Source organism: Bradyrhizobium manausense, assembly GCF_018129685.1.
Lineage (GTDB): Bacteria > Pseudomonadota > Alphaproteobacteria > Rhizobiales > Xanthobacteraceae > Bradyrhizobium > Bradyrhizobium manausense_D.
Map to the genome: position 1 here is coordinate 255,276 of NZ_JAFCLG010000005.1, position 12,789 is coordinate 268,064.

Genomic DNA, 12,789 nt, shown 5'->3' on the forward strand with positions numbered 1-12,789 from the left:
GGCGGACCATAGCGCGACCGCCGCAATGGCGCTATCACACCGCTCTCATAAGGTGAATGCCTGACCATGCCTGAATTGCCCGAAGTCGAGACCGTCCGTCGCGGCCTTCAGCCCGTCATGGAGGGCGCAAAAATCGTCGTTGCGGAGGCCCGAAGGCCCGATTTGCGCTTTCCGTTCCAGCCGGACTTTGTGGCCCGGCTCCAGGGGCAGATCGTCACGGGCCTCGGCCGCCGTGCAAAATATCTCATGGCCGATCTCGGTTCCGGCGACGTGCTGCTGATGCATCTGGGCATGTCGGGCTCATTCCGCGTCATCAAGCCGGCCAACGAGGCCGCGCCGGGTGAGTTTCACTATCCACGGGGCAAGGACTCCGCGCACGACCACGTGCTGTTTCGTATGTCCTCCGGCGCCGACATCGTCTTCAACGATCCCAGGCGTTTCGGTTACATGAAAGTGATCGCGCGCAACGCGCTCGAGGATGAGCCCTTGCTGCGCGACCTCGGCCCCGAGCCGCTTGGCAATGAGTTCGACGCGGCGATGCTGGCGCATTCCTGCGCAGGCAAGACGACGAGCCTGAAGGCCGCTCTGCTCGACCAGCGCGTGGTCGCAGGGCTCGGCAACATCTATGTCTGCGAAGCCTTGCACCGCTCGCACCTGTCGCCGCGCCGGATCGCTGCGACGCTCTCGACCAGGAAGGGCGAGCCGACCGATCACGCGAAGCGATTGGTCGCTGCGATACACACCGTGCTGAACGATGCGATCAAGGCCGGCGGCTCATCATTGCGCGACCATCGCCAGACATCGGGCGAGCTCGGCTATTTCCAGCATTCGTTCAAGGTCTACGACCGCGAAGGCGAGACCTGCAAGACCCCGCGCTGCGGCGGCACCGTGAAGCGCTTTACCCAGAATGGACGGTCGACCTTCTGGTGTTCGAAGTGTCAGAAGTAGAAGACCATGCAGACGCCGCAGCTTGATACCGAACGACTGATCCTGCGCCCGCTCGCGCTGTCCGATGCGCCGGCGATCCAGCGCCATTTCGACAATTGGAACATCATCCGGCATCTGGCTGCCGTCGTGCCCTGGCCGTATCCGGCTGATGGTGCGGAAACCTTCGTGCGCTCGGAGCTCAGCAAGATCTCGGCCGGCGAGGAGATCAACCATTGGGTGCTGGTGCCGAGGGGCGGCGACGGCGAGGCGATCGGTAACATTCATTTCCGTCCCGGTGCCGACGGTGCCAAAGGCAATCGAGGCTTCTGGCTGGCTGAGCCTTATTGGGGGCGCGGCTTGATGACGGAGGCCATCACCGCGGTGAACGACTTTGCCTTCCTCACGCTTGGCCTCGATCATTTCTACGTCTGCAACGCCGCCACCAACGAGGCCTCGCGCAGGGTCAAGCAGAAGACCGGCGCAGAGTTCGTCGGCTTTATCGAGCTGCCGCACCATGGCGGGCAGTCGAAATCCGAGCGATGGATCGTGCGGCGTGAGACCTGGCTGCGCAGCAGAGGTGCGCAATCACAGGCATGAGTCCCACGGTACGTTAGCGTCGTCGTCATCCAGCATATCGGCCGGCCCCGATCGTTGGGATCTGCCATTCAAGCGCATCTCGATCCACTCCCAGAGTCGGCGGATTTCGTCGGCGGCTTTGCCGTCAGGCGCGTATTCGACGGCGGTGAGTCCGGCAGCGAGTGCGTCCTGATGATCGTTACGGCTGGCGATGAACGGCAGTGCGACGACGCTGGCAAGACCATGCTCGGGTTCGCGGCTCAGTGCCGATGCGGCGAGGTTGCCGCGTTCGCCGCGGATCGCGGCCTGGTTGAGGATGAAGGCAAAGGGTCGCCGCGCGGCTCTGACGACGCGCAATGTCGTGACGGTCGATTCGAGGTCGGCGATGCTTGGCCGCGTCGGCAGCAGACAAAGGTCGGCGCAAAGAATTGCGGTCCGCGTCGTCGCATTCATGCCGGCCGAGGTATCGATGATCACGAGGTCAGTACCCTCGCGGCGCAGCTTCCGCAGCTCTGGCTCGATCTCGCCGGCTTCCCGAACGGCGTCTACGACGACGTCATGCGCGGGCCGGCGGCTTTGCCAGTTCGACAACGTGGCCTGCGGATCGGTGTCGATCAGGCGAACCAGATGGCCGTCGTTCCTCGCCGCAACCGCTATGCAGGCAGCGAGCGTGCTCTTGCCGCAACCGCCTTTCTGCGTAGCGAAGACCAGTGTGCGCATCGAGCGGTCCTAGCCGACAACGAGGCGTATCCCGAAGGGATCGCGAATCGCTTTCGACATTGCCGCGATATGACATTATTGTGAATACTGTAGAACTACGGGCGCGAGCGAAGCAATCCGGCCGGGCTGGTGGCCGGATTGCTTCGTCGCTCGGGCTCTTGCAACCGGATTGCGAAGAGCCCGCCTGGGCCTTGAGCGATCGCCCCGCTCAGGACGCCAGAACAGTCGTCTCGTCGGCCGAAAGCTCGGCAGCGGCGTGCAGCACCCCGTCGGCGGCCGACATGACCTGGTCGATCAAGAGATTGCCGGCGGAGAGTTCGAGACGGGTCTCGATCCAGCGCCAGAGGCCGCGGATTTCCTCGGTCGACTTGCCGTTCGGTGCGAATTCGCTGACGGCGAGGCCGACGGCCAGCGAGTCCTGGTGGTCGTTGCGCATCGCGATCAGCGGACGTGCGAGCACCTCGGTGAGATCGAGCGCGGCTTCCTCGGCGAGGGTATTGGCCGCGTTGTCGATGCGCTGGCCGCGGATCGGCGTCTGGTTCAGAACGAAGCTGTAGGGACGCTTCCAGGCGCGTGCGACGCTGACGGTGGAGACAGTCGCCTCGATGTCGGCGACGCTCGGGCGGGCCGGGATCAGGCAGAGATCGGAATGGCGGATCGCGGCGGTGGTCGTGGCGGACAGGCCGGCCGCGGTGTCGACGATCGCGAGCTGGAGACCGCTGTCGGCCAGCATCTTCAGCCGTGGCGCGAAATCGGCAGCGTGATAGATCGGCTCGACGACGACGTCGTCATTGTTGCGGCGGCGTGCCCAGTTGGACAGCGTGCCCTGCGGGTCGGTCTCGATCAGGCGGACGGTGAAGCCGGCCTGCTTGGCAGCCAGCGCGAGGCCGATGGCGAGCGTGCTCTTGCCGCTGCCACCCTTTTGGGTGGCCAGTACGATCGTGTGCATTGGAAGATCAATCCTTTGGAGTGCTTGGGTCTGAGGTAACGCCACGCGAACGTGCATCGAATTGCGATGCTGAGCTCTTCTCGCTCAGGACGTGCCCTGCCCGATCCAAAGGGGGACCGCGGATGTCCGAATCAACAGTAACGATGATGGCAGAATCGGGAATGCCAGTTAATCCGTACCAGTACTGGACCCGTAGAAGTGCCTGTGATGTGCTTGCCGTCGTGAACAAAAAGGACAAGCGGCATGGGTGGAAACTGGCGCGACCGGACGGCGACGAGCTTTGAATGCCAGAAGATGCCGGCGGTCTCGAGCCGCGGCATGGTGGTCAGCAACCACCCGCTGGCCTCCAGCGCCGGCGCCGAGATGCTGGCCGCCGGCGGCAACGCCATCGATGCTGCAATCGCGACCCTGTTCACGCTGACCGTGGTCGAGCCGATGATGGTCGGCATCATCGGCGGCGGCATGGCGCATATTCGCCTGGCCGACGGCAGCCACCGCATCGTCGATGGCCAGAGCACGGTGCCCGCGTCGGTCCGCGACACCACCTACACCTCCAGGCCGGGCTCGGCGCATGACGTGTTCGACACCGTCGGCAATGAGAACCTCAACGGGCCAAAGGCCGTCGCCACGCCGGGCTCGCTGAAAGCCTGGTGCGAGACGTTGAGCCGGTTCGGCACCATGAGCCTTGCCGACGTCATGCAGCCCGCGATCAAGCATGCCGAGCGCGGCTATGCGGTGACACCTTACTTGCACGAATGCATCGGCGAGTGCGCCGCCACGATGCGCAAGGACAAGCCGATCGCGGCGATCTTCTTGCCCAATGGCGCGCCGCTCAAGGTCGGTGAGCGCGTGGTGCAGGCCGAGTATGCCGAGACGCTGCGCACCATCGCCGATCACGGCGAGAACGCGCTGTACGAGGGGCCGCTCGGCGATATCCTCGCCGATTATATGGAAAAGGCAGGCGGCTTCATCCGCCGCAACGATCTGACCGGCTACAAGACGGTCGAGCGGCAGCCGATCCGTGCTGATTATCGCGGCTGGACCATCCTTGGCCCGCCGCCACCCGCGGCCTCCGGTGTGCACATCGCGCAGATGCTGAACATCCTGGAGGGCTACGACATCGGCGCCTTCGGCTTCGGCACATCAGAGACCATCCACTATCTCGCCGAGGTCCTCAAAATCGCCTTCGCCGATCGCGCCGCAGCCAGCGGCGACCCAGATTATGTCGGCGTGCCCGTGGAGAAGCTGACCTCGAAAGCCTACGCCGACGAGCGCCGCCGCACGATCGACCCAGCCCGTGCGCAGGCCTTTGGCGCGGGTGTGACGCAGCTCGAAAGCGCGCACACCACGCATATGACGGCGGCGGATAGTTTCGGCAACGTGGTCGCGACCACGCAGACCATCAACAATCTGTTCGGCGCGAAGATCATGATCCCGGGTCTTGGCGCCATCGCCAACAACTACATGAACCTGTTCGATCCGCGGCCGGGCCATGCGCTGTCGCTGGCGCCGGGCAAGCGCGTCACGACCTCGATGTCGCCGATGATGGCGCTCCGCGACGGCAAGCTGCGCTACGCGCTGGGCCTGCCCGGTGGCAAGCGCATCTTCCCCAGCGCGATGCAGGCGCTGATCAATCTCATCGACCACGGCATGAGCTTGCAGGAAGCGGTCGAGGCGCCGCGGGTCTGGACCGAAGGCAATGCGCTCGAGGTCGAGCAACAGGTGCCGGAGAGCGTGCGGACAAAGCTCACCGCGCTCGGCCACAAGGTCCAGCCGGTCGCGACTGTCGCCGGCGGCATGAACGGCATCGCCTTCCACGACGACGGCACGATGACCGGCGCCGCCTGCTGGCGCGCGGACGGCACGCCGGTTGGAATTTCAGGTGGGCTTGCGAAGAGCGGCGTGCGGTTCAGGTTGGGTTAGGTCCTGATGGAGTTCGCTTAACTAACCGCGAGCTCCCGAAGCACCCTCACCCCAACCCTTTCCCGCAAGCTCGCGGGAGAAGGAGCGCACCGTCCACGCGGCCCCTACTTTCGCACGCAGATCACGCGCACGACGCTGGCCTTCGCATCTGTCGACGTGCCGTTCGCTGTAACGCCGTTCGCCTTCAGGAAGTCGCGCACCGTCTCCGCCGGGACCATCACGGCCTGCGACGCCGGTGCCGCCGTCGCGGGTCCCGCGATGACGGCCGGCTTCAACAATGCCAAGCCGGCGAACTTTCCATCGCCGTCAATAGCGGGGCCGCCGGAAAATCCAACCGCCGGCGGCGGCGACAGTGCGGCATCGCCGCTGCCGACCGGCGCCAGCGCGCCCTTGACGCTCGACACGACGGCCGCACCGCCCTGGCTTTGGGGATCGGCGATGCCGACGACATCGACGCTCGTCTTCGCTGCGCCGCCTGTCAGGATCAGCGGCTTCAGGCCGCGCGCGCCATAGATGTGCAAGAGCGCAAGATCGTGCTCCTTGTCCTCGGCGAGACGATCGGCATTGCCGAAGCCACCGATGGTGATCGCGAGACAGGAATCGGTGACGAGACGATCCGCCAGAATCGCGCCGTCGTCGCTGACGACGATGCCGGTGCCATATTCGACGGTCTTGCGCGGTGGCGGTCCGGCCTGCGGTCCCGTCGGGAACGCGTTGAACGCGCTCGACATCGCGATCACGACCGGCTCGACCGTGTTCTCGGTCGCCTGATCGTACAGGATTGTCATGATGCGGACTTCGTCGCCCTTGAAGGTGCCACGCACGTAAAATTTCTTAAGGCCCTGCAATCCCGACAGCACGAAGAAATCAGGCTTCACCACGGTGTAATCGACCTTGCGTCCGGCCGGCTCCTTCTTCTCGGCCTCCGCGAGCTTTGCGGTGGTCGGGTTCGCCTCCTTGCGGCGGCTGAGCTGCACCTGCACCGTGCCCGTTGGCGAGCTCCATTTCGAGCCGTTGGCGTCGGTCGTCTGCTGCGGCACGAGCTTACCGGGAATGCCAAGCCGCGCGCCGCTGGTCATCTCCGTCACGATCTTCCAGCCGACGTTGTCCTGCTTGCGCCGAGCGGTTTCGGCGAGCGCGGCGCGTTCCTGCGGATTCAGCACGCCGGTCGGCTTGCCGCCCTTGGCCTTCTGGTATTCCTTGATGGCGTCAACCATGCGCGAGCTGACGTCGCCGGTGATGGCGCCATTGTATTCGCCGACCCAGGCGAGGTCGGATTGCAGCGCCAGCCGCTCGGCCTGCGCCATCGCGTCGGCTGTTTCCGACGGGGTTTGCAGGGCGGGTGGCTTGATTGGTGCGGTCTGGACCGCCTTCGGCCTGGCGCCGGGGACCTGCGGCGCCGTCATCTGGGCGCCAGCGCCTGTGGCAGACGCCAACATCAGTGTTGCCGCAAGCATCGATCTCATGACAAATCCAGCCAGCCCATTGAACGCGCTGCCATTGAAGCACATCTCGTTGGTCGCGAACAATGTTGCGGTGGTTCAGGAGTCAAAGAGCTTGCTCAACCCGGACGAACTCGAACGCTATGCCCGCCATATCGTGCTGCGCGATGTCGGCGGCCCCGGTCAGGCTGCGCTGAAGCGGGCCTCTGCGCTGGTGATTGGCGCCGGCGGGCTCGGCGCGCCTGCGCTGATGTATCTGGCGGCCGCCGGCATCGGAACGTTGGGCGTGGTCGATGACGACCTCGTGTCGCTGTCGAACCTGCAGCGCCAGGTGATCCATACGACGCCCGACATCGGCCGGCACAAGGTCGAGAGCGCGGCCGAGCGGATCGCAGAGCTCAATCCCCATGTGCATTTCGTCGGTCACGCGACCTGGCTCAACGCCGATAATGCGCTCAGCCTGATCGGCGATTACGACCTCGTGCTCGACGGTTCCGACAATTTCGCGACGCGCTACCTGGTCTCGGATGCCTGCTTCTTCGCGAAGCGGCCGCTGATCACGGCGGCGCTCGGCACGTTTGACGGCTCGCTCACCACCATCCGCGCGCACGAGAAGAACGAGCAAGGCGAATTCAATCCGACCTATCGCTGCCTGTTTCCGGAAGCGCCGCCGCCGGGCACCGTGCCGGCCTGCGCGGAGGCCGGCGTGATGGGCGCGCTTGCGGGCGTCATGGGCTCGATGATGGCGCTGGAGGCGATCCGCGAGATCGTCGGTTTCGGCGATGGCCTGGTCGGCCGTCTCCTGATGATCGACGCACGCGCGATGCGCTTCGAGACGCTGCGCTATGCGCGCGATCCCGCCAATCCGCTCAATGGCGATGGGCCAGTGGTCACCGACCTCAGCGCCCATCGCACCTGAGTGGCGCGTCGACAAATGAATTTGTCTCGTCCGCTTTGTTCTTCAAAAAGGGAGCTTTGAACGGCTGAATGTCGGCCTTCGGCTCACAAGCAGACGGTTTGAAGCCGATCAATTAAACTCAAGCGGTGGAGGCCCGAATCTGTTGTCAGAGAGGTCACCGGGATAAAACAACAAAACGAGAGGCGTGATGAGCCCCACGACGGGAATGAAGAGGTATAAACAGGCGAAGCCAGATTTGTTAATATCACGAAACCGCTTTGCCGTGGCTGCAAATAGAACCCAGATCATGATGATTAGCGGCGTCATGCCGGTGAATATACCGAGCTCGCCCATTTCGCGAAGACTAGGCCATGTTAGGGCGAAAATGACAATCGGTCCCGTGTATCCAATTATCATCACCATCGCGTACTGAAATCTATTCATACGGCCGTAGAAACCAAAGAATGCGCGTAAGTATTTCATTGCATTCGCAACGGACGTGCCGTTTCCTTCGATGCCAAAACGCTCAATTACAACCCTACGCTGTGTCTTTGCGCGGTCAAGAGCTGCTTTGCAGACTCAACTGGCCGACTGTCATGGGCCGTCGATGACGACCACGCGGCACTGACTTTCGGTTATCCTTGGAAGCGAACGGTGGCGAGCGCGGCCCTCGGCCGCAGCATCCTCAGAGCATGCTCGGCAGCACGCGATCCGGCGGCTTGTGCGCGTCGAGGAAGGTGCGGATGTTGATGATGACCTTCTCGCCCATCTCGACGCGGCCCTCGATCGTGGCCGAGCCCATATGCGGCATGAGAATGACCTTGCCGGCTCTGGCGAGCCGCACCAGCTTCGGGTTCACCGCCGGCTCGTGCTCATAGACGTCGAGGGCGGCGCCGCCGATCTCGCCGCCTTCGATCAGCTTGATCAACGTGTCCTCGTCCGTCACCTCACCGCGCGCGGTGTTGACGATGTAGGCGTCCTTGCGGATCAGCTTCAGCCGGCGCGCCGACAGCAGGTGATACGTCGCCGGTGTGTGCGGACAGTTCACCGAGATGATGTCCATTCGCGCCAGCATCTGGTCGAGGCTTTCCCAATAGGTCGCCCCCAATTCTTCGGCGATCTTCGGCGCGACGGGACGGCGGTTGTGATAGTGGATCTGCAAGCCGAAGGCGCGGGCGCGGCGCGCGACGGCCTGGCCGATGCGGCCCATGCCGATGATGCCGAGGCGCTTGCCGCCGATGCGGTGGCCGAGCATCCAGGTCGGCGACCAGCCGGCCCAGGGTTTTCCTTCCGTCAGCACGGAAGCACCTTCGATCATCCGGCGCGGCACGGCCAGGATCAGCGCCATGGTCATGTCGGCGGTGTCTTCGGTCAGAACTTTTGGCGTGTTGGTGACGGTGATGCCGCGGGCATGCGCGGCCTCCACGTCGATATTGTCGACGCCGTTGCCGAAATTGGCGATCAGCTTCAGCTTGCAGTCGGGCTGGTTGACGATGTCGGCGCTGATGTGATCGGTGACCGTTGGAACCAGGATGTCGGCGGTGCGCGCGGCCTCGGCGATCTGCTCGGCCGACATCGGCGTGTCGTCGAGATTGATACGCGCGTCGAACAGCTCGCGCATCCGGGTCTCGATCGAGTCCGGCAACTTGCGCGTTACAACGACGAGGGGCTTTTTCTTCACTGACATGTCCTGCCCTCATGAGACGTTGCGGGCCGCCTCTGTCGCCAAAGGCCGGCCGTTGAGGCCTCATTAACCCGGTTGTTCGACACTGGCCTTGCCGCGTCGTCCCCGGCGTTTCCTTCAAGCTGTCCCCAGCTTTCCGGCCGGAAAATCGGGGCAAACTGGTTGTTCAGATGTCCGTCCTCTCTAGCAGAAGGCCGGGCCAAGACAAGTTGGCTTCGGGAACCCGCGTGGGGCGGGACAGGGAATGATGCGGCAGGGTTTGGAATGTGGGGTGAGGGCCCTGGCTTTGAGCCGAGGTCTTCGACGGGAGACGGGTTAATGGCGTTGGGGCGGTTTTGTTCGGTGATGGCGCTCGTTTGCACCTGGTGGAGCGCCTCGGTCGGCCCCTCGCACTCGGCCAAGGACACTACACCGCAGACCGCCAGCGGCCTTCCGGTGCCGCGCTATGTCAGTCTCAAATCGGATCACGTGAACGTCCGCGCCGGCCCGACCAAGGACAATGACGTCGCCTGGGTCTACACCCGTGCCGGCCTTCCGGTCGAAATTACCGCCGAGTTCGAGAATTGGCGTCGCGTGCGCGATTCCGAGGGTGCCGAGGGCTGGGTCTATCACTCGCTGTTGTCGGGACGCCGCACTGCGGTGGTCACCATGAAGAACAAGGACGACCTCGCGCCGATCTACGAGCGCGCCGACCCCGACAGCGCGGTGGCCGCGAAACTCCAGGCCGGCGTCGTGACGACAGTGAAAAAGTGCACCACCAGCTGGTGCCACGTCACCGGCAATGGCTTTGACGGCTGGATCCAGCAGGAGCGCCTTTGGGGCGTCTATGCGGACGAGCAGGTGAACTGACGCCGCGGGCGGAAGAACAAGCTGTAAGCCAACGTCATGCCCGGGCTTGTCCCGGGCATCCACGGACTTCTGCACCTGGCCCAAAAACGTGGATGGCCGGGACAAGCCCGGCCATGACGACTAAATCAACGGTGTAGGACGATCTCAGCGCTTCTTGCGCAGGCGCACGACCATGTCGATGCGCGCGATCTCGTAACCTTCAGGCACTTCCGGCATCTTGGACAGCGCCAGATGCGGATCCTCGATATCGACCAGCTCGTGGCTGTTCTCGAGATAGTAGTGATGGTGGGTGGTGACGTTGGTGTCGAAATAAGTCTTGGTGCCGTCGACGCTGACCTGGCGCAGCAGGCCGGCATCGGTCAGCTGGTTCAGCGTGTTGTAGACGGTCGCGAGCGACACCGGCACTTTGGCCAGGGTTGCTTCCTCATAGAGCATTTCAGCCGTGAGGTGGCGTGCGCCCTTGCCGAACAGGAGCCAGCCGAGCGCCATGCGCTGCCGCGTCGGGCGCAGGCCGGCTGACTGGAGCATTTCGTTGACGTCGTGCCAAGGGCACCCGGTCAGGGCCGGCTGGCGGCCTGACAGAAGGGCCGCATGGGCATCTTCGTCGTTACGGATTGCGTTGTTGTCGCTCATTTCCTGAATTCGGGCACGCGTGAACAATATCTATCTGCAATATATGGACAGATAGATGCAGATGCAAGTTTCTCGCAACTAGAGGGGTTCTAATCAGCAGAGGAACAGGCTCGGGAGCCCGTCATTCTACCTTCATGGGACCACTTTGCTACCCGAAAAGGCCTGTGTTAGAGAGCGCGCGGTTCCGCTCAACCGATTCAGGCGTGGCCGGGCATTGGGGCCCGGTCTGCGGCCGATCCAGCTCTCGGTTATTGGCGCCTGACGACGGCAATGTGTGTTGCCTTCCGAGCAGGACGGGGCCCATTTTTGCCAGAAACGCCGCTCAATCGGGGTTCAAACAGAGGCTTCCGCATGCTGAACAGGCGCAACGGTTACGAGTACGAGGATTTGCTGGCTTGTGCCCGCGGCGAGATGTTCGGTCCCGGCAACGCGCAATTGCCTCTGCCGCCGATGCTCATGTTCGACCGCATCACGGAAATTAACGATCATGGCGGCGAATTCGGCAAGGGCCTGGTGCGCGCCGAGCTCGACGTCAAATCCGATCTCTGGTTCTTCGGCTGCCACTTCAAGAACGACCCGGTGATGCCGGGCTGCCTTGGCCTCGATGCGCTCTGGCAAATGGTCGGCTTTTACCTGGGCTGGAGCGGTGGCGAAGGTCGCGGTCGTGCACTCGGCCTCAGCGAACTGAAGTTCGGCGGACAGGTGCTGCCCGAGGCCCGCAAGGTTGTGTACAACGTCGATATCAAGCGCGTGATGCGTTCAAAGCTGGTGCTCGGCATTGCCGACGGATGGCTTTCGGTCGACGACCAGATTATTTATCGCGCCAAGGATCTGAAGGTCGGCCTGTTTAAGCAGGGCACGAGCCTGGGCTGAGCGCATCATCAAGAAGACAACGATTTAGGCGAGGGTGTCATGAGGCGGGTTGTGGTTACCGGGATGGGTATCGTCTCGTCGATCGGAAACAACACCCAGGAAGTGCTTGCGAGCCTCCACGAGGCGAAGTCGGGCATTTCGCGGGCCGAGAAATATGCCGAGCTCGGCTTCCGGTCGCAGGTGCAGGGTGCGCCGACGCTCGATCCCGCGACGGTCGTCGATCGTCGTGCAATGCGCTTTCTCGGTCAGGGCGCGGCTTGGAATCACGTCGCGATGGAGCAGGCAATTCAGGACTCCGGCCTCGGCCCGGAGGAAGTCTCCAACATCCGCACCGGTATCATCATGGGCTCCGGTGGCCCGTCAGCTCGCACGATCGTCGAGTCGGCTGACATCACCCGCACCAAGGGACCGAAGCGCGTCGGTCCGTTTGCCGTGCCGAAGGCGATGTCGTCGACGGCATCTGCGACGCTCGCGACCTGGTTCAAGATCAAGGGCGTGAACTATTCGATCTCCTCGGCCTGCGCGACGTCGAACCATTGTGTCGGCAACGCCTATGAGACGATCCAGATCGGCAAGCAGGACATCGTCTTCGCCGGCGGTTGCGAGGAGCTGGACTGGTCGCTGTCGGTGCTGTTCGACGCGATGGGCGCGATGTCGTCGAAGTACAACGACACGCCCGCCACCGCCTCGCGTCCCTACGACGTCAACCGCGACGGTTTCGTCATTGCCGGCGGCGCGGGAGTGCTGGTGCTGGAAGAGCTCGAACACGCCAAGGCGCGCGGCGCGCGCATCTACGGCGAGATCGTCGGCTATGGCGCGACGTCGGACGGTTACGACATGGTCGCTCCGTCGGGTGAAGGCGCCGAGCGCTGCATGCGGATGGCGATGTCGACGGTGAAGACCAAGGTCGACTATATCAATCCGCACGCGACCTCGACGCCGGCAGGCGATCCGCCTGAGATCGACGCGCTCCGCCGCGTGTTCGGCGCCGGCGAGAAATGCCCGCCGATCTCGGCGACCAAGGCGCTGACCGGCCACTCACTCGGCGCGACCGGCGTGCAGGAGGCGATCTATTCGCTGCTGATGATGAACAACGGCTTCATCTGCGAGAGCGCGCACATCCACGAGCTCGATCCTGTCTTCGCCGACATGCCGATCGTGCGCAAGCGCATCGACAACGTCAAGATCGGCACCGTGCTCTCGAACTCGTTCGGCTTCGGCGGCACCAACGCCACGCTGGTGTTCAGCCGGATGGATGTGTGACGGTCAGCTCGCTGTTATGCCCCGGCTTGACCGGGGCATCCAGTACGCCGTG

At 63.6% G+C, this 12,789-nt stretch carries 13 protein-coding genes; 7 read left to right on the forward strand and 6 right to left on the reverse strand.

Features of this window, described 5'->3' with window-relative positions; genetic code table 11:
- Nucleotides 1–66: 66 nt before the first annotated feature.
- Both mutM and JQ621_RS15885 read left to right on the forward strand, forming a co-directional pair.
- Nucleotides 67–948, forward strand: a complete 882-nt coding sequence (gene mutM, locus JQ621_RS15880; RefSeq protein ID WP_212235651.1) for a bifunctional DNA-formamidopyrimidine glycosylase/DNA-(apurinic or apyrimidinic site) lyase — start codon at nucleotides 67–69, stop codon at nucleotides 946–948.
- A 6-nt stretch (nucleotides 949–954) separates the two neighbouring features.
- Nucleotides 955–1,524, forward strand: a complete 570-nt coding sequence (locus JQ621_RS15885) for a GNAT family N-acetyltransferase (RefSeq protein ID WP_212235652.1) — start codon at nucleotides 955–957, stop codon at nucleotides 1,522–1,524.
- Here the strand turns inward: JQ621_RS15885 and JQ621_RS15890 are convergent.
- Both JQ621_RS15890 and JQ621_RS15895 read right to left on the reverse strand, forming a co-directional pair.
- Complete coding sequence (locus JQ621_RS15890; protein ID WP_212235653.1) at nucleotides 1,513–2,223, reverse strand: ParA family protein; 711 nt, start codon at nucleotides 2,221–2,223, stop codon at nucleotides 1,513–1,515. The genes JQ621_RS15885 and JQ621_RS15890 overlap by 12 nt on opposite strands.
- Before the next feature lie 208 nt (nucleotides 2,224–2,431).
- Complete coding sequence (locus tag JQ621_RS15895; RefSeq protein ID WP_212235654.1) at nucleotides 2,432–3,172, reverse strand: ParA family protein; 741 nt, start codon at nucleotides 3,170–3,172, stop codon at nucleotides 2,432–2,434.
- Nucleotides 3,173–3,415: 243 nt separating this feature from the next.
- Between JQ621_RS15895 and ggt the strand changes: the two genes are divergently transcribed.
- On the forward strand, nucleotides 3,416–5,095 hold the full coding sequence (gene ggt, locus JQ621_RS15900; RefSeq protein ID WP_212235655.1) for a gamma-glutamyltransferase: 1,680 nt from the start codon (nucleotides 3,416–3,418) through the stop codon (nucleotides 5,093–5,095).
- Nucleotides 5,096–5,199: 104 nt separating this feature from the next.
- Here the strand turns inward: ggt and JQ621_RS15905 are convergent, their stop codons facing one another.
- The gene (locus tag JQ621_RS15905; protein WP_212235656.1) at nucleotides 5,200–6,561 is read right to left on the reverse strand and encodes a serine protease; all 1,362 of its coding nucleotides are present in this window, start codon (nucleotides 6,559–6,561) and stop codon (nucleotides 5,200–5,202) included.
- Nucleotides 6,562–6,652: 91 nt separating this feature from the next.
- Between JQ621_RS15905 and JQ621_RS15910 the strand changes: the two genes are divergently transcribed.
- The gene (locus JQ621_RS15910) at nucleotides 6,653–7,456 is read left to right on the forward strand and encodes a HesA/MoeB/ThiF family protein (RefSeq protein ID WP_212235746.1); all 804 of its coding nucleotides are present in this window, start codon (nucleotides 6,653–6,655) and stop codon (nucleotides 7,454–7,456) included.
- Nucleotides 7,457–7,564: 108 nt separating this feature from the next.
- Here the strand turns inward: JQ621_RS15910 and JQ621_RS15915 are convergent, their stop codons facing one another.
- Together JQ621_RS15915 and JQ621_RS15920 are read right to left on the reverse strand one after the other, a co-directional pair.
- A complete protein-coding gene (locus tag JQ621_RS15915) occupies nucleotides 7,565–7,918 on the reverse strand; it encodes a DUF805 domain-containing protein (RefSeq protein ID WP_212235657.1) in 354 nt (117 codons plus the stop codon).
- Between the two features lie 202 nt (nucleotides 7,919–8,120).
- Nucleotides 8,121–9,122, reverse strand: coding sequence for a 2-hydroxyacid dehydrogenase (locus JQ621_RS15920; RefSeq protein ID WP_212235658.1), 1,002 nt, complete (start codon nucleotides 9,120–9,122; stop codon nucleotides 8,121–8,123).
- 315 nt (nucleotides 9,123–9,437) lie between these two features.
- Here JQ621_RS15920 and JQ621_RS15925 point away from each other — a divergent pair, with 315 nt between their 5' ends.
- Nucleotides 9,438–9,968, forward strand: a complete 531-nt coding sequence (locus tag JQ621_RS15925; RefSeq protein ID WP_212235659.1) for an SH3 domain-containing protein — start codon at nucleotides 9,438–9,440, stop codon at nucleotides 9,966–9,968.
- Between the two features lie 144 nt (nucleotides 9,969–10,112).
- Here the strand turns inward: JQ621_RS15925 and irrA are convergent, their stop codons facing one another.
- Nucleotides 10,113–10,601 carry an iron response transcriptional regulator IrrA gene (gene irrA, locus JQ621_RS15930; protein WP_212235660.1) on the reverse strand — a complete coding sequence of 163 codons (489 nt, stop codon included), beginning with the start codon at nucleotides 10,599–10,601 and terminating at the stop codon, nucleotides 10,113–10,115.
- A 351-nt stretch (nucleotides 10,602–10,952) separates the two neighbouring features.
- On the opposite strand from irrA, the gene fabA reads away from it, so the two are divergent.
- Both fabA and fabB read left to right on the forward strand, forming a co-directional pair.
- Nucleotides 10,953–11,474, forward strand: a complete 522-nt coding sequence (gene fabA / locus JQ621_RS15935) for a bifunctional 3-hydroxydecanoyl-ACP dehydratase/trans-2-decenoyl-ACP isomerase (RefSeq protein WP_212235747.1) — start codon at nucleotides 10,953–10,955, stop codon at nucleotides 11,472–11,474.
- A gap of 39 nt (nucleotides 11,475–11,513) precedes the next feature.
- The gene (fabB, locus tag JQ621_RS15940; RefSeq protein WP_212235661.1) at nucleotides 11,514–12,737 is read left to right on the forward strand and encodes a beta-ketoacyl-ACP synthase I; all 1,224 of its coding nucleotides are present in this window, start codon (nucleotides 11,514–11,516) and stop codon (nucleotides 12,735–12,737) included.
- Nucleotides 12,738–12,789 lie beyond the last annotated feature (52 nt).